This is a genomic window from Reichenbachiella sp. MALMAid0571 (assembly GCF_040151475.1).
Lineage (GTDB): Bacteria > Bacteroidota > Bacteroidia > Cytophagales > Cyclobacteriaceae > CAXBNB01.
On record NZ_JBDKWG010000125.1, the window covers coordinates 66,592 to 87,023 of the forward strand.

Below are 20,432 nucleotides of genomic sequence, written 5' to 3' on the forward strand. Positions count from 1 at the left end.
ATAAACATAAGAATATGAATAATTTTAAGAAGGTAATTCTTTCAGTGTTATGCACTTGTCTGGGAACAGGATTTTCACTTAATGCCGGAACTAAAAAAGACAAAACCATTACACACTCGGTATTTATTGCAGGGCCGCAATTTACAGGAATTATAGATGAGCAGGGAGAGGTAGTTTGGGACTCAGGTAGGAGTGGAGCCAGAGATGGTTATGTGCTTCCAAATGGAAACGTCTTGGTTTGCTGGGGTGATGAAGTGAAAGAATTTGACAAGGATAAAAATGTGATTTTTAGTTATAAAAAAAGGCAAACGGAAGGTAAGGTAGAGTTAGGTACTGCGGTCAGACTGGAAAATGGCAATACTCTGATTACAGAATCATCCAACGACATGCCCCGGCTGTTAGAAGTGGACAAATCGGGCAATATAATTGTGTCTGTGCCATTACAACCTGAAACTGATAACGTGCACATGCAAACCCGTATGGCCCGCAAATTATCCAGTGGTAACTATCTGGTACCTCATCTATTGGCTTTTGCCGTGAAAGAATATACACCGTCCGGAGAAGTAGTCAATGTATTCAAAACAGACAGGCCTGAACTGGGAGGTAAGGAAGCCGAAAACTGGCCTTTTACTGCCATAAGATTGAAAAATGGAAATACCTTGATCAATCTGACACACGGAAACAAAACGATTGAAGTGAATAAAAAAGGAGAAATAGTGTGGAAAGTTTCTAATGAAGATTTTGAAGAAAAACCATTTCAGGATCCGTGTGGAGCACAAAGGCTGCCCAATGGGAATACAGTCATTGCCAGTTATGGTGCAAAAGAGGGAATTAAATTGTTTGAATTGAACCGAAAGAAAGAAATGGTATGGAAATATACGGGGTATAAAGTACACGATTTTCAAATTCTCACTACCAACGGAGTACCCGTAAAAGGCACTCCTATGAAATAAGCTCGTCTAATATTCAACCTTCTTCTGTTCTCCTGAGAAGCAATGCTTTTTGGGAAGAACAGAATTATTCAATCATTTATCATTTTTATTGGAAATTCAACTCTTAAATCATCACTTTTGAAGATAGAATGTTTTCAATACTAGTATGATGAGATTGTTGATAGCTGGATTGATCCTGACATACACTTATGCTGTATTTGGTCAACAATACACTGCGGACATACAAAATCTTACAGTAGATCATGGATTGCCTGATAACTCAGTCTATTGTTTTTATCAGGATCAAATGGGATTTATGTGGATTGGAACCCACAACGGGATCACCAGATACGATGGACACAGTTTTAAACAGTTTCCAATAAAAGGCAATGAGTTGGAAACGTATCCTACCATCAAAATTATTGGAGATGCTCAACGGCTTTGGATCGCAACAATGGGAGCAGGGCTCTATCAATTGAATCTTCAAACCCATCAATTAAATCAATTTCCTTCTGAATCTGAAAATACAGCATATGGAAACAATGTATCAGATGTATTTCAAACCAATGACAGTAGTATTTGGATAGCTACGGATCAGGGAGTGTTTAGAAAAAAAGTGTCAGATCAATACTTCCAAAGTATACAACTCACACATCTGGGCAATAACATAGGAAAAACTATCACCCAAATCGTAGAGACTGACAAAGATCAGATAATTCTTGCCTCTAATAAAAAAGCACTTTATAGTATAAAGTCTTCAACAGTGGAAAGTAATTCAGGTACTATTGAATGTGAAAAAATGCTGACAGGGCAGAACTTTCAATATATTATCCATGACAAAAAATCGCACAGCACATGGATGGGGGTATGGAATCAAGGCCTTTTTGCAATGGATTCTACAGGGTTGACAAATTTCAGGCATCAGGAAAACGATAAATCTACATTGAGTAGCAATCAGGTGACTGGTATAGCACTCGATCAGGTTGGTAATGTGTGGGTCGGTACTAATGACAGGGGAATCAATCTGATTAGACAAAAAACAGAATTGTCGCAGAGTACAATTATCAATTACCATACTGCAGGCCGACAACATCAATACCTAAAAACTGCTGATGTATTTAACAGTCTTACAGACTATATTATTCGTTCCTTGTTTGTTGACATATCGGGAATATTGTGGATAGGAACGCAAAATAACGGGCTGCTTAAAATCCAGCTTAAAAAAGAGGTTTTTAAATATTATGCCCAGAATACTTATGTAGATAACACATTGGCTAATAGAGATGTAAGTTATCCCGGAATCACTAAAGATGGAAGCCTTTGGATTGGTACATGGGGTGGGGGGCTACACCATCTCACACCTCATGAATCAAGTAAAGAAAAACCACAATACAGGCGTTTTTTCCCGATAGAGAATGATAGTACCAGCATAAGTTTTTCCCGGGTATTTCCTGTCAAGGAAGACTCAAAAGAAAATCTCTGGTTAGGTACCAACGGAGGGGGAATAAATTTTTTATCCAAAGAAGAAAAATATAAGGATAGACCAAAGTTTGTCAGGTATCAGCACAATAGTACCCAGAAAAACTCCTTGAGCAACAATATCATCCGTTCTATGTTGGTGGATAGCAAAGACCGGGTCTGGGCAGGTACAGACAAAGGATTAAACCTATTGTTGCCTGATTCCAAAAGCTTTGAAATAAAATTTGAAAACTTTGTAATCCGTGCATTAGATGAAGATGTGACCAGAGGTATTATCTGGATGGGAACAAACAATAATGGGTTGGTGTCCTGGAATCCGTCATTGAACGAAAGTAAAGAATATAAGTATTCTTCAATACATGATAACGAGGTTCCATTGCTAAATATTCTTGATCTGGCAGTGACTCCTTCAGGAAAGCTTTGGGTAGGAACTGTTGACGGTTTGTTCTCATTTGACCCTGATACGGAAAAATTCACGTATTGTACGGGTGGAGCTGGTACATCACCCAGGCAAGTGGAAAGCATTCAAATTGACCGGCATGGCAGATTGTGGTTAGGTACTTGGGAAAATGGATTATTTGCTTATGAACCGGATAAAAACAAGTTCACGAATTTTAGAATGACTGAAGGAAGAATCAGTAACAGCTTTACGGAGGGTTCGTCTAAGGGCAGTGATGGCAGCATGTACTTTGGCAGTCGCAATGGTTTTTATGGTTTTCATCCTGACAGTGTCTTGCTTGATGAAATGCTACCTAAAGTATTGATTACAGAGATTTTTGCAGGAGAAAAAAGGATACCGGAAAGTGAAATCTATCAATTAAATACACGGCAGCCAAAGCCTGTTGTATTTGACTATGACGATGAAATTATCTCCATCTTTTTTTCGGGCTTATCTTTTTCACTCAATGACCCCATCAGGTATGCTTACAACCTGTCGGGAATAGATAAGCAATGGAACAATACCAATGTGGGCGAACAACACATTACCTATTCTAACCTCAGTCCTGGACGTTACATCTTTAGCGTAAAATCAGTTCATCATTCCAATGTCGGGGAGCCTGCAAAAATAACTATCATAATCAATCCTCCATGGTGGAGGACGTGGTGGAGTTACACACTATTTTCCGTGTTATTTGCTTTTGTAGTATTTAAAATCAGACAATACAGACAGGCAAAAAGGCAGGAAGAGAAAGACAATTTCAGAAAGAAAATAGAAAGAGAAAAGGAAGAGAGGTTGCAGCAAATTAAACTGGAGTTTTTTACCAACGTTTCCCACGAGATCAAAACCCCACTGACACTGATAAAAGCCCCTGTGGAAAACATGCTCAATTCTGATCAGCTTTCTCCAAAAAACAAAGAATACGCCGCATTGATAAAATCTAACACAGAAAGACTGATGAGGCTAACCAATCAGCTTTTGGACTACAGAAAGGTGAGTTTGAGCCAGATGCCCGTCAAAAACGAATTGATTGATGTAGTGGATGCTATTCAGAAGGTGTGTCAGTTGTTTGGGGAATTGGCCAATAAAAATGAAGTTAATTTTATTTTTCAATCGGAGCTGTCTAGTCTGATGGTTTCATTGGACAATGAAAAGTTAGAAAGTATTATATTCAATTTGTTGACCAATGCTTTCAAGCACACACCAAAAGAAGGAAGGGTAGAGGTGCTGTTTACTTTACCGGAAAATAAGCAGCTACAGATAGAAGTACGTGATACCGGATCGGGGATTCCAAAAGATAAAATAGATCAGATCTTCAACCTGTTTTATACAGAAAATGACCAAAACAATACGATTCAAAAAGGAACAGGCATAGGCCTGGCATTGGTAAAAGAGCTGACTTCACTGATGCAAGGCCAGGTCAGGGTAGTATCAGAAGAGTCATCCGGAACTTCTTTCTTTGTCAGTTTCGACATTCCCACAAAGTCAGGCAATACACCACCGAAGTACATAGAGCTGAATCGTACTACAAAAAGAAAAAAAGTGCTGGTCAGCGACAGAAAAGACAAATCCAATGGTAAACAATTGCCACTGTTGCTGATCACAGAAGACGATCCTGAAATGAATAACTACATCGCTATGCAGTTTTCGGATACATATCAGATCATACAGGCTTATAATGGAAAACAGGCTCTGGAGCTATTGTCAGACAAATACCCTGAACTGGTGATTACAGATTTGATGATGCCTGAAATGGATGGAATAGAGTTTTGTACAAAGATTAAATCAGATTTGGAAACGAGCCACATTCCGGTAGTAATGTTAACGGCAAAAGGACAGGATGAAGAAAAATTGCAAGGATTGAAAACCGGAGCTGATGCTTATCTTACCAAACCTTTTTCTCCTGAATTACTGAAAGTTACGATTGCTAACTTAATTAAAAGCAGAAAGTTGTTGCAAGACAAATACAGCAAATCTATTCAGGTAGAACCTTCGGGAATTACCATTACTCCAGTTGACGAAAAATTTATACAGGATGTATTGAATACTGTTGATTTACATTTGGCTGACAGTTCGTTTACTGTTGAGCAACTGGCCAGAGAAATAGGATCCAGTGTTCCTCAGTTATACAGAAAGGTAAAAGCCATTACCGGACTGGGGCCGAATGAGTGCATCAGAGATTTGCGATTGAAGCGAGCTGCATTACTCTTGAAAGAAAGTGGGTTGTCCATTTCTGAAATCAGCTACAAAGTGGGATTTGGCAATCCAAAGTATTTTTCCCGTTGTTTCAGTCAGCAGTTTGGGTGTTCACCGAGAGAGTTTAAGGGAAAGGTGAAAGCTTAATAAGAAATACGTGTCTTTTTGATATCCTTCACTTCCTGCCTCGCCTGCGCAGGCGGGCGTTCAGGATGACAAGGGGCATTTGAGCATAAAATCTGCTTTTACAGCTAAAAAAAGATTATTTCTCATCTGCCGCCTTGTCACACTGAGCGCAGCGAAGTGTCTCTTAAAAAAACACTACGCAACTTAGAAAGACATGTCGCAATTCATCAGGTAAAATCCACTGTACGCATAAACAATCGTTTGGCTACAGGGAGCAACGTTTCCTCTACAGGAACGCACATTTTACTGGTAATGAGATAGGTGGCAGGATTGGGAAGCTCTTTAAATCTTTTTACCAGCCCCAGCTTGATGGATTGAAGAGTATTTGAGATGCTTTTTATTTCGCTGGATATATAAGTAGTATTGATAGAACGAAATTGTTCTTCATGATGCTGAAATAAGGAAATAGTATAGCGGTAAATGAGAAGCTCTTTTTTCGAGTCTTGAGAGAGCAGAATATAACCTTCCTTATTGTACAATGGAATCAAACCCACAGTATCCAATTCTATATGTTGCTCTACAAGCTCATATATTTCCTGTCCGTCGTTGATTGTCTTTTCCATCTGAGGCATGGAAAAGTTAATAATTTCACTAATCTCATGCATCAGCTCATCGTCTTGAATTATTTGTTTGTAAGTCAGTTTGAGCTTTTGAATATCCAGTCCGGTAAGTTGTTTGGGAAATTGTTCGAACATCAATTCTTTGTTGTTCTTCAGGTTGTTGAGATTGTTGTAGTGAAGAATCAAATCTGATAGTTGAGGATAAAGCTCATTGGATTTGAATTTGTTTTCCACATTTTGGAGGTAGGCCAGCAATATGTATTTCTTGTATTCAAAATCTATGAGGTTGTCAGTGAGCCATGTGTTATTCAAATTATCCATATCTGTGAGTTTTTATTAATGATAGGAGAAGATACTAAATCTATCTTAATTATGCACAGGAGGGCCTCTTTAAATATTATATTTAACATAATATTAATTATATAACAATCATAGGGATTTCCCATAATACGAACGTTTCGTTATTCGGGGAATTGTCCAGATCATTTTCAAACCTGCCTGCCTGCAGGCAGTACGCTATTCTCAGCCATTAGGAATTTGCCTGTAAAACACTTGCAGGTCAGCGCTTTGTTTGGCTCACAGCACAAGCCCACAAGTAGCACGTCATTGCGAGGAACCTTTGCGGAGCATTGGTGACGTGGCAATCTCCTCGTTACTGGCAGAATTGCTCACAGGTCATCTGTCTTTCATCTGTGTTCGCTTAATCGCTCAAGCCCTGCCTAAAGGGCAGGCAGACGCTGGGCTTTTACTTTTTTCATTCCTGCCCGTCCGTCAGGCGGGGATAAAAAAGTAAACAAAAAATCTAGGCAAAATAATCACCTGCCCAACGCACCAGCCAGCCCACGCCCGGGATTTTGCCAAGCCAGCGCCATAATAATAAATTACTTGATCCTTCAATATCAATTAAATACTATAAATTGTATCTCCACAAACCAAAACCATCAATGAAAAAAATAAGTCTGAAATCTTTCATAATAATTGTGCTTCTATTTTTATCTGATTCGACCTTTGCTCAGGAACGAGATAATTTTATTTATTATGACGTTTACAATTTTGACGCTGAAAAATTAAGAAATAACATCACGATGTATCCAGATGGAGTCATGGAGTACCAGACGGACACATACGATGGGTGGAAAAATATTGTGATCAAAGCAACGTTTTTAGATAAAAATTTTATTTTCAATCCGTCAACAACACCAGAATATGTAAACCTATCGAATGATAGTGATTTTTGGCAAACAGGTCAAATTTATGCTGGTGCGGATATAGACAGAAACATTGTGTCAATTACTTTTTTAGAAGGTAATGGTTTGAAAGGCATTCAAATATTGTATAATGATCCTGTACTCAGTAAATCTTATATGTTTATTTATAAGGAGAAATAGTCACTTTATGGTTTATAGAAATTTAATATGGAATTGACACTAGAACAAGCTATTAAAATTCGAAACGATTTTCGATTTATCGAAGGAATGAATACAAAAAAAGGATCTACCATTCAAAAAGTAATCGTAACTCCTCAGTATGATAATAATTTCAATGATTTTTTAGAATCATACTTCAAAAACGATTATTTGTCTGGAGAAAACGAAGAAAATCTAGCACTCACATTCAATCCAAGATCATTTAGCGTCCATTGTATAATGTATGAAATTCAAAGTGTTCAACTTCATGGAACATTGGAGAAAATACTGGATGACTTAAATATTAGTTTAAATCTAGAAAAATACACAAGCTAGTTCTTCTTGGTCAGAGTTTGTGTGCTTGATTTTCAAAAGAATATTGTTCATTCAAGAAATGAATAGTTTCTCTGTTCAAGTTGATTCCATACTCAGGACTCTTAATAGCTGAATCAGTAAACAGCTGACTTGGTTCATTCCAAACTGTAGACGGAAACAGATACTTGCTTGGCTTTTCACCATCAACAAACAGAACCAGACCAATCCAAAGATCATCTCTTAAACCTCCTTCAAGATCAGATTTAGAGACAAAAGCATAGTTTGTTTTCTCGATATTAATCTGACGACAGAGAATATCATACTCTGACTCCCCTACTCTGTTCAAAACCCGAAAATTCACTCCTTTATGCTCCACATAACTTTGGGTAACATGATGATTTTCAGAGAGTAAGAAAACTGTTTTCATAATGATCTCTGCTAGCTGATCTAGCTTCGAAAGTGGACGTAACTGAGACCATTCATAATCAGTCCTTATCATTTCCAACTCTTGATTTATCAATGCCCCACACGGTTTTAGCAACATCTTCGATCTTCTTCAAGAAATTATCAACGTTATAGCCCGCTATAAATGCAACGGCCAAATAGCCGAATGTTGATCCTCCTTCAACAGCATCTAGTGTAAGTAGTCCGGCTTTAAGAAATATAGAACTAACAAGTCCACTTAATAGGCTTGTTAAAGGTCTGAGATAATACCAAACGATCCAGTCTTCATCCCACCTTTTATGGACGCTTTTATTCAAGTAAACAGCCCTTAGGCAATAAAGAACTCCTCCAAGGGATCCAATCAATGCACTATTAACGAATAGCACTTTTTTCATGTACCATATGGGCATCTCCACTAATTCAGGCATAATAAATATCATACCTATTGATATTATTATGAAAATAAGATATGCAATTATTGTTTTCATATTATCGCATTAATGTAAACAAGGTATGAGTCCAATTGGAGTTACAATCACTACTAAAACAGGCATAAAAATTTGCTCTTTAATATAATCTTTTTTGAACCGTTGCATTGTACTGATGTCTTTATTACTCGGTCCTAGTGGGCCATGGGGATGTGAATGCCACTCACCTATATATCCAAAAGTTTGGCCAGACTGCTTTTTGTGTAAGTCGACCTCTTCCTTCAACCCTTCAATTCCTCGAATAAAACATCCAGAATTAGCTTCACTATCTGGGGGAGGTAAGATCACGTCAGTGATGTAAATACATTTCGTCTTATTATTAATCATGCCTATAAAAACCCCGCCAGTTTCATTGGGCATTGCTTTTCCCATTTCAGACATCAGCATTTCTTCAACCCCTGCTTTGATTCTAATTTCCCAACCGGTTTTCGCATCTTTTATTACCGTCAGTGGGTTTACAATTATTGTCTTTGTTCTTATGTTAAAATCATCTTTTGAGGTGTTCACTTTTGTTAACCTTATTGTTCCCTCTTTTTTAGGTTTAATATTAGTCTGTGCTTTTATTGAACGAACGAAAATTGACGAATGAAGCGATATCAAATCATCTGATATAATAGTTGTTTCCGAATTACATCCAACTCCCACATTAACTAGAAGGCTTTCATCTTTACTCATCTTTTGTTCTCTTCTTAACCAAGAAGAGATATCAGTATCATTTTGATATTCCGATTGGAGAAGAACTTTCAAATCATCAACTCTAGGATTTCTCTCAAGACCTTCAAATAATTGCACTCCAAGATTACCCTGATCTGTAATAAAACTTTTACAAACCCTGTTGGTAGACTGAATTTGACGTTTAATGAAATAGTTTTCGAATGATGTCGATGCTGTAAAATCCAAAATCCAATTTACGCTCCCAAGAATTTCAGTATACTTTTCTAATTCAAAAAAGGCATCACCATTTCTAGGAATACCGATAATTTTCAAATTAGAAGTTTCTGAATCGAAAATGGCTTTTGCTGCATTCTGCAAAGCAATAGCTTTATTTTGTCCGACTGATTCACTTAGCAATCCATGCCTTACAAGATTATGTGGTTCGATCTTATCCTTATCGAAAAGTAACATTGGTTGATCCACGAGCCCATCGCGTATTAAGTGAGTTACAACCTTAGACCCAATTGCTCCACACCCAAAGATTACATTGCTATTTAATGACTTTTCGTTTCCAGATACCTGCTTTGCCTTCCTGATACTCAGTGGTTGATTATGAGATTGGAATCCAACTCTCACACTATTTTTTATTTCATTATCAACAATGTCATTATCACCGAATGTTAGGTAAAAATTAAAAAACTCTACCTCTCCTGTATATCCAATAATTGGCTTTGGTCTTTTGACTCCTACTATGATTGGAAATTCTTTTATGCCACCTAGCAATAGATTAGGCAGTATATGAATAACAGGCCGTAGGTCAATTTCATATTCCTCACAAAAATCAATCAGACTATTTAAGTTTTTTGGCAAGTAACGAGGAAATTGATTGTTAGTTCGCAGTTCATCATCCCAAACAACTGCTCCAAGCAAGATCCTTTTAATTCCTATTCCCAAAGAGTTTTGCAGAATTTTTTCAAGAATAGGTTGGATATTGCTTTTCAAATTATCCAAAGAATCAATTGTTTCAACTACTTGATACTTTGGATACTTAACATACTCTTCAGTTTTTTCAGATTTTTCATTTTCCCTAATCAGTAAAAGGGCAAAATTCTTTGAGTTCTCGAATACCTTATTGTTGGAGACTAATTCGTTCAACTTATCATGGTCATATACCATATTTCCTCTATAGCCCTCCAGCCTCATTGGATCAAATTGTCCACCATCCTCGACCAATGATCCATTCGCCGCATCACAAAGCCAGTTTTGTGTGCGTATTACTAAGTCAGTTATATTTTTGGAAGCATACCACTCTTCATAGTTACCACGAACTAAACAAAATGGTGCAGGTTTTCCCTCGCCAGAAACATATAAATGTGAGATTCCCTCTTTTGGAAAACTCTTTCGATCAGAGTAAACTCTTGGAGCAACTTTTGGATATTTTGTCTTATGAAATACTATTTGGACATTTTCTTTAGATCTTATGTCAACAGAATTATAGGTTCCCCTGGGAGGAAGGTTAACTGTTAATTCCAGAGGTACGACCACATGATTTTCATCTTTTTCAAGAATGCTTAATTTTCTCTTACCGAGGAATAAACGGAGCAAATCTAAATCGGCAGTAAGATCTTGGTTTAGTGGGGCATTTGATTCAATTAGATTATCAGTATGTAAACTTCGAGCCATATTCAGATTTTTGGTTTACTGCTGAAGAACTTCCTCCTAGTGCTGCAGCTGCTGCACCTTCGCTAATTCCTTTTTTTACCGGTCCCTGTGGGGAAACTTCAAAGACATAAGGCTTTGGTTCTTTCTCGCTTGGTTCTTTTGATAGCTCAATAAAATCTGAATTCTTTTCTAGCTTCTTTTGATACTCTTTCTTGGCTTCAGGGTGAGGTGGATTTTTATCTGTGCTTCTTACAACTTTACAAGAACCTATTATTTTGCCGGATCCCTGGCGATAATCAAGAAGTTCAAGTGAGGTCTTTTTAGGTGTCTTATTTTCCTCTTTAGCATCATACGGAACATCATTAAAAAATGTCCAAGAACAATGATGGGGTGAAAGAAATAAATCCCATTCAAGTTTATCCTCATTATCATGGCTCTTACTTTTGCTTATTACCTCCGCCCATCTATAATGGTCAGCGTCTCCTCCAAACAAGTAAAGACAAGCCCAGTTCAAATCATTTTTATTTATTTTAAATCGAGCCTGCATTATAATGCTACTGAAATTTTTGTCATCCTTCGCATTGGCATCTATTAAAGATTTCTTAAATGGGCCATGAACGAACATTTCAAAATTGCCTGTTGAGTTCCCATTTATCATTTTGAGATCTATAATTTCTCCTGGAATTGATGACGGAATGTTTTCATATTTTGAATCTTCGTCATATCCAATCATCCTAATTCTGTTTCCATCATCATTCTTTTCCGGCTTGTCTTCTTCCCAAAGCTTTCGTCTTCTTTCTGCCTCTTTTTTCAAAGCCTTAGCGTCATTATTTGTTGCATTGTTAAATAACATCGAAGTACACCAAAGTTCATTGACGATTATTTCCTCATTATCCTTATTTGCTTTTGCATAATTCTCAGGAGATTTTCCATTATAAAAATTCTTTTCAAATCCTCTGCAATGATCTTCATCTGGGTGGGTCAAAATCATTAAGTCTACGAATGGGTTGTCATCACCATTACTTTGGATACTATCAAGTAAATCACTTTTGACAGGATAAATTTTGTTTCCTTGCTCGGTCTCTTCTCCTTCACGTATGTTGCAGTCAATAAGAATTGTTGTTTTGTCTGTTAGTGAAATTAATGTGTTATCACCATTACCTACGGGATAGAATTTCAATTGTTGTTTTGCCATTTATATTAGTATTTACGTTTATGTTAATCCTATATGATGGCAATAGAGGCGGTGAAAATTTTGGAATTAAATAGATTCTTTTATCTTTGCAGCTTCTTAAAAACCAGTCATTTACGGACTTTCTAAAATTTTTATTAAGATGCAAATGACCAACAGGCGTGCCAGTCTAGGTTTGTAACTAATAATATTAGTAATTCAATATTAATTCCTTCAATAATTATAGTTTTAACTGACAGCCTGACATAACGGCGCAATATAACTGTCATGTTTGCTTCAAGATTTGGTTTTTGTCATACAATGAAGGTAAAACCCATGCTCGATATTCCGCACACATTTGCCACTCTCCTTCCCTCCTGTCCAGCATCTCTCACTGCGGCATGGTAATTCCTCATTCGAGAGGAGTGGCAAAAGAGTGCTCGTTAATACTAAGAAATGATGTGATTGCTTTTAATTGATGAAATAGGCCAAACCCTAAACTATTAATCCCGCCCCTGAACCGAAGCTATATTAACATAACGCAGGACATTATATAACAACTAAAGGGATTTGTGGTCAGCTATGCTGATTATTTATTCTGCTCAATCCCTTATAAATTGATGGAAATCGAAGTTAACGAATTGAAGTTGATTATCTCACAATATGAGATATAAATATTGAAAGAAAATTATATTGCATTTAGGGCATCACCCTTCGAATTGAACGCCTCACCCCTAAATCTACTTTGATTTTCCAAATGTACCTCTGCTTTTTAGGGGATTCTTTAATATTTACTATTATGGAGTATCGTTGCATAGTTCACAGGCGTTTTCGCTTTTGGTTTCTTCGTGGATGGTTATTTGTGGTAGTACACCGCCAGCCCTCCTATTGTATCTCATGTCATTGGTGGGGCGGTTTGTTTCTTTACACATTTCGCTTCATGCGCTATGAGGTTGGTATCTGTAAGGTCCCCAATGATTAGGGGCGTCCGGCTAGGATAACTTTTCGTTCGGCTATATTTAGTCATACCCATTAATTAATCAGGAAATCTCATTATAACTTCCTTTACTTTTCCTCCTCTCAGAATCTTTAGTTTGAAAGAACTCCGCTCTTCTTTTTCCATGAGGTAGATGGATTTGAAAAACGCTATGATGTTTTCCTCGGAGACAATGGGTATATCATTTACTGCCAAAATAATATCTCCTCCGATACTGATTTCCTCATCATTTCGGTAAAATGGAACATTTCCACCATTCAGATCAGCCATATAGGCAGGAGACAATGCCACTACACTTTGAATGAGTATGCCACCCGCCTGTGGAACATTGAGTAATCGAGCTAATTCCCGATCTACCAAAACTCCATTTATCCCTGTCCACCGTCTTCTATCACTTTCGACTACCAATTGTTTGGTTACATTGATCGTAGCGGCAAAACCTATTCCATCAAACCCACCAGACTCACTAACAATAGAGCTGACAAGTCCAATAACTTCTCCTTTCATATTGAACATAGGCCCGCCAGAATTCCCGTGATTAATAGCAGCGTCTGTTTGGAAAAACTCAGCAAACGTAAACCCTTCCATTCGCGTCTTTTCAACGCTTTTTCCACTGATTATGCCTTTAGAAAGGGAGTATTCTATGCCAAATGGTGCTCCTATGATAAATATATCATCCCCAACATCGACTCGATCTGAATCTCCTAATTCCACAGGGGGATAATTGTTACTGAAATGAATAAGTTTAATAAGGGCAACATCAGCTACGGTAGCAAGTCGAACAATTTTTGCCGGGAATTTTTGCCCATCGTGAAAAATCACGGTGATATTCTCTGCATTGTTCACCACGTGAGCAGCGGTTAGTATCTCGCCCTGATCAGAAATAAGGACTCCCGATCCTTGTGAACCCATATAACTAACCTGACCGTTAATATTCTCTATCTTTTCTTTCGTTTCAATCACAACCACACTCGGGCTTACCTTTTTGTAGAGTTTGCTCAATGTTTGACCGAATATTACGCTAGGCAGTGAAAGTACTACCACTATGAGGAGATGTTTCATGATTTTGAAGTTAGAGGCGCGAGAACGAAAAATCCTTAAAATATCCACTACCTTTTAATTTTTTGGGGAGGAACAATGGAAATGCCAAAACTGAAAAATGATCCATTCGCAGTGTCGTAGTTCGCATCTTTAATTTGATCACCTTGTAGTTCCATTCTTCGCGCAACGGCAATCCCACCGGAAGCTTCCAATTCTATGAACTGACCAACACGATATTTCAGAGAAGGTCCAAGCACAATACGAGAGTAGACGAGCATATCTATCAGCTCGGTATCATTGAGTGCGGTCGTTCTTGTATAATTGACATTATAGCGCGAACCACTCGCTTCTGCTTTCAGTCCGGCTGTGAATTTCCCAAAGTAGTGATCATAGTTGATGCGGCGTGGCAAGAGTACATAAAGCTTACTTTTTTCCGAGCTGAGGGTCAATTGAAGTGTTGGAATAAAACGGGGCTCACCAAAACTGGATAGGTAGGCAATGCCCCCTCCGTACGAGAACCGATCAGACTTTTCTTTAATAAAAAGTAAAGCCCCGTTCATAAGAAAATCATCTCCTTCAAGTGACGTATTGAATGTAGAGGATAGGGTTGGATTTAGCGAGAGCAATATCTTCCAGTCATTCGCTAACTGATGCAAAACTGTCAGACGATAGCCGAGAAGATGCAGGTTTTTCCCATCCACTCCTAGGTTGAGGTCATTATCTACAATAGGAGTCACTAACCGATACTGGAGTCCATTGATCAAAACCGTCTTCTCATTTTTAAGTTGCTTGGGAAGGTTCAGAAAGAAATTATACTCATTTACTTCGACTTCCTGATTCAGCGGAGAATTCATTACCTCAGCGCCTGGAAGTCTGGTAAAACTGAACCCTGCCAGTTGAAAATCCTGTGACATTAAGGGTGTGCTGATTAGCAAGAGCAGCCCACAAAGTATGTTTAAAAGCAGTCTATAAGAAAGTGTCATGATATTCATTTTGGTAGAGAAACTTTGTAAAACAATCGATAGAGCACCGGAACCAATAGCAGTGTGATCACGGTGGCAAAAAGTAATCCGAAGATGATACCAATGGCAAGTGGTTCCCACATTTCACCACCACCGAGCCACAAAGGAATTAAACCCAGCGAAGTGGTAAAGGTGGTAAGCAGGATGGGACGAAATCTTTCCTGTGCAGCAGATAATATAGCATCGTATGCATTTCTTTGATGTTCGTCCAACTCCAATTGAATCCGGTCAATGAGTACGATCGCGTTATTGATCACAATACCGGACAGTGAAATGATGCCCAGGAATCCGGTGAAACTCAAATTGGTTCCAGTGATAAGCAGTCCACCCACGACACCAATGATCCCGAAAGGAACGGCAAGCAATACGATACTACTTTTCCTCACGGAGTTAAATTGCATTACGAGAAGCAGGATGATAATGAAAATTGAAATGGGCAGTTTAGCCATGACAGCACCCATTGCATCACCGCTTGCTTCGGACTCCCCGCCGAATTCAAAAGTATAATCACTCCCCAATGCATCTTGCTTTTCATTTAACCACTTTGATATTTGAGTGGTGATCTCAGCGGCAGTGAATCCAGCTTGTAGCTGAGATTCTACTGTAATGGTTCGATTCAAATCCCTCCTGATAATTTTGGCCAACTGCCAATCTATGCTGATGTCGGCAACCTGTGCCATTGGTACAGTCTTACCAGTCATTTGACTGTAGATATTCAGTCCTTCCAGGTCTTCATAGGCTACCGCAAGGCTTCCTTCCGTTCGCATGGATATGGGAATGTTGTCCTCCTCGTCACGGTATTCTCCGACCGTATAGCCAGACAAAGTGGTGTAGGAAGATAGCGCAACATCCTGATTGGTCAATCCATTGTAACTAAGCTTAGATGGATTGATATCAACGTAAACCTTCTTGATTTTTGGCCCCCAATCGTCATCTACATTGCTGGTCCCGATGATAGTTCGTAGCTGACCCTTGGTTTCAGCAGCGATCCTGGTTAACTTTTCTGCATCAGGCCCACTAATCCTGATTTGAATGGGAACATTGGCACCACCACCACTTGTTAGTCTTTTCACTGTGATCTTGGCATCCGGAAGATTGTTAAAAGCAAACTGATTGATCTGATTGATGACTGACTGGTTGTCATCACCGGAAGTGGTATTGACCAACAAATGTGCGTAGTTCGTCTGTTTTTGGTCAGGCTGATAACCTAAATCATAAGACTTGGGACCCTCGCCTATGAAGGAACACCAGTTCTGCACGCCACAAGATCTTTCGTTATTGATGAGCAGGCTGTCCGATAAATATCTTTCTATCAGTGAGACTTGCGAATCGGTCGTTTCCAAACTTGTGCCTGTGGGTAAGACAATATCAACAGTCACCAGGTTACGCTCACTGTCCGGCATGAATACAAAACCTAGTTTACCCATACCTAACAGTGAAAGTGCCAAACAACCAAAAACAGCTGACAAAATCATCACAGGTCTGGCCAATGACCAAACGATGATTTGCCTGTAATATCCATTGAGCTTGTCAAAGAAACCGGGCTTTTGCTGTGTGCCATTCCGTTTGATCTTAATGAATACAATAGCCAGCATCGGCACAATGGTCAATGCCATAAGCCATGAAGAAATGAGGGTAATAGTGATCACTGAAAACAGAGGCCCCATGATCTCCCCCATAATGGAGTCGGCTATGAAAAAGGACAAGAACGCTGCAGAGGTAGTCAGTGAACTGGTAAGCAAGGGCACCATCAACTCTTTACTGGAAGAAACAGCAGCATCAAATGCCTTATCTCCTCTTTCCATTTTTACCATCATGGATTCAGCCATCACGATGGCATTGTCTACCAACATTCCTAAGGCCATGATCAGTGCGGCCAATGAAACCTGGTTGAGGCCAATGTCAAAAACACCCATCAAAAACAGTGACATTACAATGGCAGCAGGAATCAAACTGGCCACCACAACCCCTGTTCTAAAACCAAGGAACAAGAGCATTACGGCCAATACAATGACCATACTTTGAACGAGGTTAGAAATAAAATCGCTGACACTTTTAGCTACTGAATTATCCTGTGAAGCAAGTCGCTTTGCGGAGATACCTACCGGAAGCGTTTGGTTGAAGCTGGTCAATAGTTCGTCAACTTCTTCACCTAATTGAATGATATTGGCTCCTTCTTTCAAGGAAATATGCAGGCCAATGGCTGATTGTCCATTCATCCTTACAATGGTTTCTCTGGGAGAGATGTAGTCTTCATAGACTTCTGCTATGTCCTTTAAATAAACGGATTCCCTTCCGCTTCCAACCGGAATGAGCATATTCTGAATGTCCTGTATCGTTTCAAAATTACCAGAAGGCTCTAGAATGACACGCTCATCTCCGACACTAATCTGGCCAGCGGGGATGATGATATTCGTGCTGGATATGGCATTCTTAAGTTCATTGGCTGATAATTCGATTTTTGCCAGCTCTGCATCGTTGTAATCGATAAAAACGCGACGTTCTGATACCCCCGAAAGTTCTACTTTGGCTGCATCCCTCAATCGAATCAGTTGATTCCTCAATTGATCCGCATACTTCTCCAACTCCTTGGGTTCATACCCATCATTTTTTAAGCCCAATGCTATTCCATAGGTAATGCCCAAATCTTCGTCCTTTAAGTCCGGGCCCTTCGCAACCCCTGAAGGGACATTCACATTGTTAATTTTCCTTCTTAAGCGATCCCAAATGGGTCTAAGTTCCGACTCGCCAACGTTCTCTTTCAGGGCAACTTTGATAATGGAAATGCCTGTTCTCGATTCGCTTTGGATATAATCTACTTCTGGAATCTCCTGCACCACCTTCTCCAATGGATCAGTAATCAAAAGTTCCATTCTTTCGGGGCTTGCCCCGGGGAAAACTGTGACAATACTCGCTATTCGAATCGTAAAAGGAGGCATACTGTTTCTTGGTAATGAGGCATATCCCGCAATCCCAAGAATGATGATGATCCCTAATAGCAAATAGGTAACACGATTATTTCTAATCGCAATAGCAGTAAGGTTCATAGCTGTTGGTTTATAAGTGAGACTTTCATTCCATCATAAAGTGTTCTTAAGCCAGCTACAGCTACAATTTGATCCTGCATCAAACCAGACCTTACGATAAATCCTCCGGAAGTGAGATTTCCGATTTCTACTGTCGTTTTTTTCGCTATGTAGACTTCATCATCTACCGGACTTAGGATGTAAACAAATTGCCCAATTTCATCTTCTCCAACGGCCTTTACAGGTACTAGCAACTGCCTCTCCTGAGTCTCATCACCAAAGGTGAACGTAACCTCAACGGGCATTCCGGGGCGAACTTCATCAACTGGGTTAGTAAGAGAAGTAATCACCGGATAGGTACCTCCGGAAGAGCTGTATCCTACTTCAGCAATGACCCCATCAAAGTCGCTCGATAGTGTAGGTATCCTGATTTTGGTTGGGCTTCCCTGCTTTATCTGACTAATGTATTTTTCAGGTACACCTACCTGTGTTTCTATATCATCAGCATTTTCCCGACTCATCACAAGGATAGTCTGCCCCGATCTTATTACCTCATTGGTTTCAACCTTTACCGAGGAGACAATGCCAGACATTGGAGCCGTAATAGTCGTGTAGGAAAGTTGAGAGCGCTGTTTATCCAGCCTCTTCAGAGATATTTCGTACGAGCCTTGCGCATTGGATAAAGAACTCTTTGCCCTCTCGTAATCGCTCAATGAGGCATTGTTGGTTTGATAAAGTTGCTTGATCCGTTCAAAACTGGAAGAAGCGGTTTCTAGCTGAACTTTAGCGTTCGCCACATCCAATTGAGCCTGCTCAAATGCAAGCAAGGCATCCGTTTGGTCTAGCTGTGCGAGTAGTTGCCCTTTCCTTAAACGTTGACCTACTGCAACATCCAAATTGGTAATTAGTCCTCCGGTACGAAAACTCAAGTTCGTCTCCGAACCCGACTGGGTGATCCCATTAAAGGTTCTTATTGTTAGGCCTCCTACTGATTCTACTATCCCATATTTGATAGGTTTGATCAGTGCTGCCTTTTTTTCTTCACCGGAATTCCCACATCCATAGAGCAGGATTAGTGAAAGAAATGCCAGGCATGTATTTTTTATTTTTTTCATCAGTTCTGATTAATTAAGTATTGTTGAAATCGATTATTAAAATCCTGAACCTGATCTTCAGGCATCAGCATGATAAAGGAACCCACATTGAATTCTAATTGAAGATGAGCTTTGATATACTCATAGATGGAAAAAGCAGCCGCTAGTTCGGCTTGCAGTGCTGTCTGCTGCGCATCTATTAATTGAGTAATCGTTACCTGGCCCTGCTTATAATTTTCCTGAACCAGTTCAAAGTTTTTATTTGCACTCTCTGATGCGGACTGGCTAAATCGAATATTCGTACTTGTACTCAATACATTCAATACGCCAGCGCGAACGCCTAATTCCAAATTTTGATCCAGTAGCGTTTGAGAATAATCTAATTGATCAAGGCTGATCTTAGATTGCTGAATAGCTGCCTTTCTACTGAACCCATCAAAAATTGGAAATGACAGTGAGATGCCTGCAAACCACGAATTGTTCTGCAATTCAGTCACTCCTAATGCCATAGCGGAAGCATCCAATGTAGAGCCAGCCCCACTTCTGCCCAAAACCTGAGAAGTCTGTGCCTGTAATGCAACTGTGGGCATATAAAGCAATCGTTTACTTTGTGTTAGCTGACGATTTGCAGCATTTAAATTCTCAACAAGTGCTTTCTTATTAGGATTTTGTCGTTGACTTTCCATCACTAAAAAATCTGAAACAACACGCAGACTTTGTGGCGTTTTCGCAACCTCCGCCAGTGGGCCCTGACTAAAAGTTCTAAACAAATCGCCTTGCAGAGATATATCCTCAATATCATAGTCCGGCTCTAAATTATTTGCAACCAGCGTGTTCAACTGAAGCTTCGCAGCTAGCAGCGTAGTTTGAGCCTCAATCACCGATTGGTTGGCAAAAGCCAATTCGGATTCCCATCGATAGAGGTCTGTGTTATTGGATGATCCAAGGTTTACCCGAATAGCTGCCAGCTCCTTGTTTTTTCGTGTGTTTGCTAAGTTTTCTCGCTGTATTTGTACGTTTGTTTTGGCAGACAAAACATTTAAATAAGCTGTGTACGTATCAAACAAAACCCTCAAAACTTCGGCTTCTGTGTTGTGCTCCTGCGCTTGTTCCAAGTACTTAGAAATCTTGATGGCAGCTATGGCTTGCTCCGAATAGATCACCTGGGTAAAGGTGAGACCTGGAACTGCTACATTTGACAGGACAGTAAGTTAAGCTCGTTAAGCTAAATTTACATAAGATGAAACAAGAAAGAAGACACTTCGATAAGGAGTTCAAAATGATGGCAGTAAATCTGTGTTTGACAGGGAAGTCAACCAA

The 20,432-nt window shown here is 39.3% G+C and carries 14 protein-coding genes; 4 read left to right on the forward strand and 10 right to left on the reverse strand.

Annotated elements, in window-relative coordinates:
* The first annotated feature begins 14 nt into the window (after positions 1 to 14).
* Both AAOP42_RS10750 and AAOP42_RS10755 read left to right on the forward strand, forming a co-directional pair.
* Positions 15 to 953 (forward strand): beta-propeller domain-containing protein, encoded by a 939-nt coding sequence (locus AAOP42_RS10750; RefSeq protein WP_349528512.1) that lies wholly within the window; start codon positions 15 to 17, stop codon positions 951 to 953.
* Between the two features lie 145 nt (positions 954 to 1,098).
* Positions 1,099 to 5,193, forward strand: coding sequence for a hybrid sensor histidine kinase/response regulator transcription factor (locus tag AAOP42_RS10755; RefSeq protein ID WP_349528513.1), 4,095 nt, complete (start codon positions 1,099 to 1,101; stop codon positions 5,191 to 5,193).
* A gap of 206 nt (positions 5,194 to 5,399) precedes the next feature.
* Here the strand turns inward: AAOP42_RS10755 and AAOP42_RS10760 are convergent, their stop codons facing one another.
* Complete coding sequence (locus AAOP42_RS10760; RefSeq protein WP_349528514.1) at positions 5,400 to 6,113, reverse strand: hypothetical protein; 714 nt, start codon at positions 6,111 to 6,113, stop codon at positions 5,400 to 5,402.
* 623 nt (positions 6,114 to 6,736) lie between these two features.
* Here AAOP42_RS10760 and AAOP42_RS10765 point away from each other — a divergent pair.
* Positions 6,737 to 7,180: a hypothetical protein gene (locus AAOP42_RS10765; RefSeq protein WP_349528515.1), complete on the forward strand. Its 444-nt coding sequence runs from the start codon at positions 6,737 to 6,739 to the stop codon at positions 7,178 to 7,180.
* A 27-nt stretch (positions 7,181 to 7,207) separates the two neighbouring features.
* A complete protein-coding gene (locus tag AAOP42_RS10770) occupies positions 7,208 to 7,534 on the forward strand; it encodes a hypothetical protein (RefSeq protein ID WP_349528516.1) in 327 nt (108 codons plus the stop codon).
* Between the two features lie 10 nt (positions 7,535 to 7,544).
* On the opposite strand, the gene AAOP42_RS10775 is transcribed toward AAOP42_RS10770, so the two are convergent.
* From AAOP42_RS10775 to AAOP42_RS10815, 9 genes are all read right to left on the reverse strand, one after another.
* Positions 7,545 to 7,940, reverse strand: coding sequence for a hypothetical protein (locus AAOP42_RS10775; RefSeq protein ID WP_349528517.1), 396 nt, complete (start codon positions 7,938 to 7,940; stop codon positions 7,545 to 7,547).
* Positions 7,941 to 7,998: 58 nt separating this feature from the next.
* Positions 7,999 to 8,445, reverse strand: a complete 447-nt coding sequence (locus tag AAOP42_RS10780) for a hypothetical protein (RefSeq protein ID WP_349528518.1) — start codon at positions 8,443 to 8,445, stop codon at positions 7,999 to 8,001.
* 9 nt (positions 8,446 to 8,454) lie between these two features.
* Positions 8,455 to 10,782, reverse strand: coding sequence for an anti-phage 6A-MBL system cap2_3 protein (cap2-3, locus tag AAOP42_RS10785; RefSeq protein ID WP_349528519.1), 2,328 nt, complete (start codon positions 10,780 to 10,782; stop codon positions 8,455 to 8,457).
* On the reverse strand, positions 10,760 to 11,956 hold the full coding sequence (mblB, locus tag AAOP42_RS10790) for an anti-phage 6A-MBL system MBL-fold protein (protein WP_349528520.1): 1,197 nt from the start codon (positions 11,954 to 11,956) through the stop codon (positions 10,760 to 10,762). Before mblB ends, cap2-3 begins: the two co-directional genes overlap by 23 nt.
* Positions 11,957 to 12,968: 1,012 nt before the next feature.
* On the reverse strand, positions 12,969 to 13,991 hold the full coding sequence (locus AAOP42_RS10795; protein WP_349528521.1) for a S1C family serine protease: 1,023 nt from the start codon (positions 13,989 to 13,991) through the stop codon (positions 12,969 to 12,971).
* A 47-nt stretch (positions 13,992 to 14,038) separates the two neighbouring features.
* The gene (locus tag AAOP42_RS10800; RefSeq protein WP_349528522.1) at positions 14,039 to 14,884 is read right to left on the reverse strand and encodes a DUF6268 family outer membrane beta-barrel protein; all 846 of its coding nucleotides are present in this window, start codon (positions 14,882 to 14,884) and stop codon (positions 14,039 to 14,041) included.
* A gap of 74 nt (positions 14,885 to 14,958) precedes the next feature.
* Positions 14,959 to 18,039 (reverse strand): efflux RND transporter permease subunit, encoded by a 3,081-nt coding sequence (locus AAOP42_RS10805; RefSeq protein ID WP_349528523.1) that lies wholly within the window; start codon positions 18,037 to 18,039, stop codon positions 14,959 to 14,961.
* A complete protein-coding gene (locus AAOP42_RS10810) occupies positions 18,036 to 19,133 on the reverse strand; it encodes an efflux RND transporter periplasmic adaptor subunit (protein WP_349528524.1) in 1,098 nt (365 codons plus the stop codon). Before AAOP42_RS10810 ends, AAOP42_RS10805 begins: the two co-directional genes overlap by 4 nt.
* A complete protein-coding gene (locus AAOP42_RS10815; protein WP_502947656.1) occupies positions 19,133 to 20,275 on the reverse strand; it encodes a TolC family protein in 1,143 nt (380 codons plus the stop codon). Before AAOP42_RS10815 ends, AAOP42_RS10810 begins: the two co-directional genes overlap by 1 nt.
* Positions 20,276 to 20,432: the final 157 nt, after the last annotated feature.

Excerpts from the sequence above, each read along its gene's own strand:
- AAOP42_RS10800 (WP_349528522.1), bottom strand. The coding sequence starts at position 14,884 with ATGTCACAGGATTTTCAACTGGCAGGGTTCAGTTTTACCAGACTTCCA.
- AAOP42_RS10795 (WP_349528521.1), bottom strand. The coding sequence starts at position 13,991 with ATGAAACATCTCCTCATAGTGGTAGTACTTTCACTGCCTAGCGTAATA.
- AAOP42_RS10810 (WP_349528524.1), bottom strand. The coding sequence starts at position 19,133 with ATGAAAAAAATAAAAAATACATGCCTGGCATTTCTTTCACTAATCCTG.
- AAOP42_RS10760 (WP_349528514.1), bottom strand. The coding sequence starts at position 6,113 with ATGGATAATTTGAATAACACATGGCTCACTGACAACCTCATAGATTTT.
- AAOP42_RS10770 (WP_349528516.1), top strand. The coding sequence starts at position 7,208 with ATGGAATTGACACTAGAACAAGCTATTAAAATTCGAAACGATTTTCGA.
- mblB (WP_349528520.1), bottom strand. The coding sequence starts at position 11,956 with ATGGCAAAACAACAATTGAAATTCTATCCCGTAGGTAATGGTGATAAC.
- AAOP42_RS10765 (WP_349528515.1), top strand. The coding sequence starts at position 6,737 with ATGAAAAAAATAAGTCTGAAATCTTTCATAATAATTGTGCTTCTATTT.
- AAOP42_RS10750 (WP_349528512.1), top strand. The coding sequence starts at position 15 with ATGAATAATTTTAAGAAGGTAATTCTTTCAGTGTTATGCACTTGTCTG.
- AAOP42_RS10780 (WP_349528518.1), bottom strand. The coding sequence starts at position 8,445 with ATGAAAACAATAATTGCATATCTTATTTTCATAATAATATCAATAGGT.
- AAOP42_RS10755 (WP_349528513.1), top strand. The coding sequence starts at position 1,099 with ATGATGAGATTGTTGATAGCTGGATTGATCCTGACATACACTTATGCT.
- AAOP42_RS10805 (WP_349528523.1), bottom strand. The coding sequence starts at position 18,039 with ATGAACCTTACTGCTATTGCGATTAGAAATAATCGTGTTACCTATTTG.
- AAOP42_RS10775 (WP_349528517.1), bottom strand. The coding sequence starts at position 7,940 with ATGAAAACAGTTTTCTTACTCTCTGAAAATCATCATGTTACCCAAAGT.
- cap2-3 (WP_349528519.1), bottom strand. The coding sequence starts at position 10,782 with ATGGCTCGAAGTTTACATACTGATAATCTAATTGAATCAAATGCCCCA.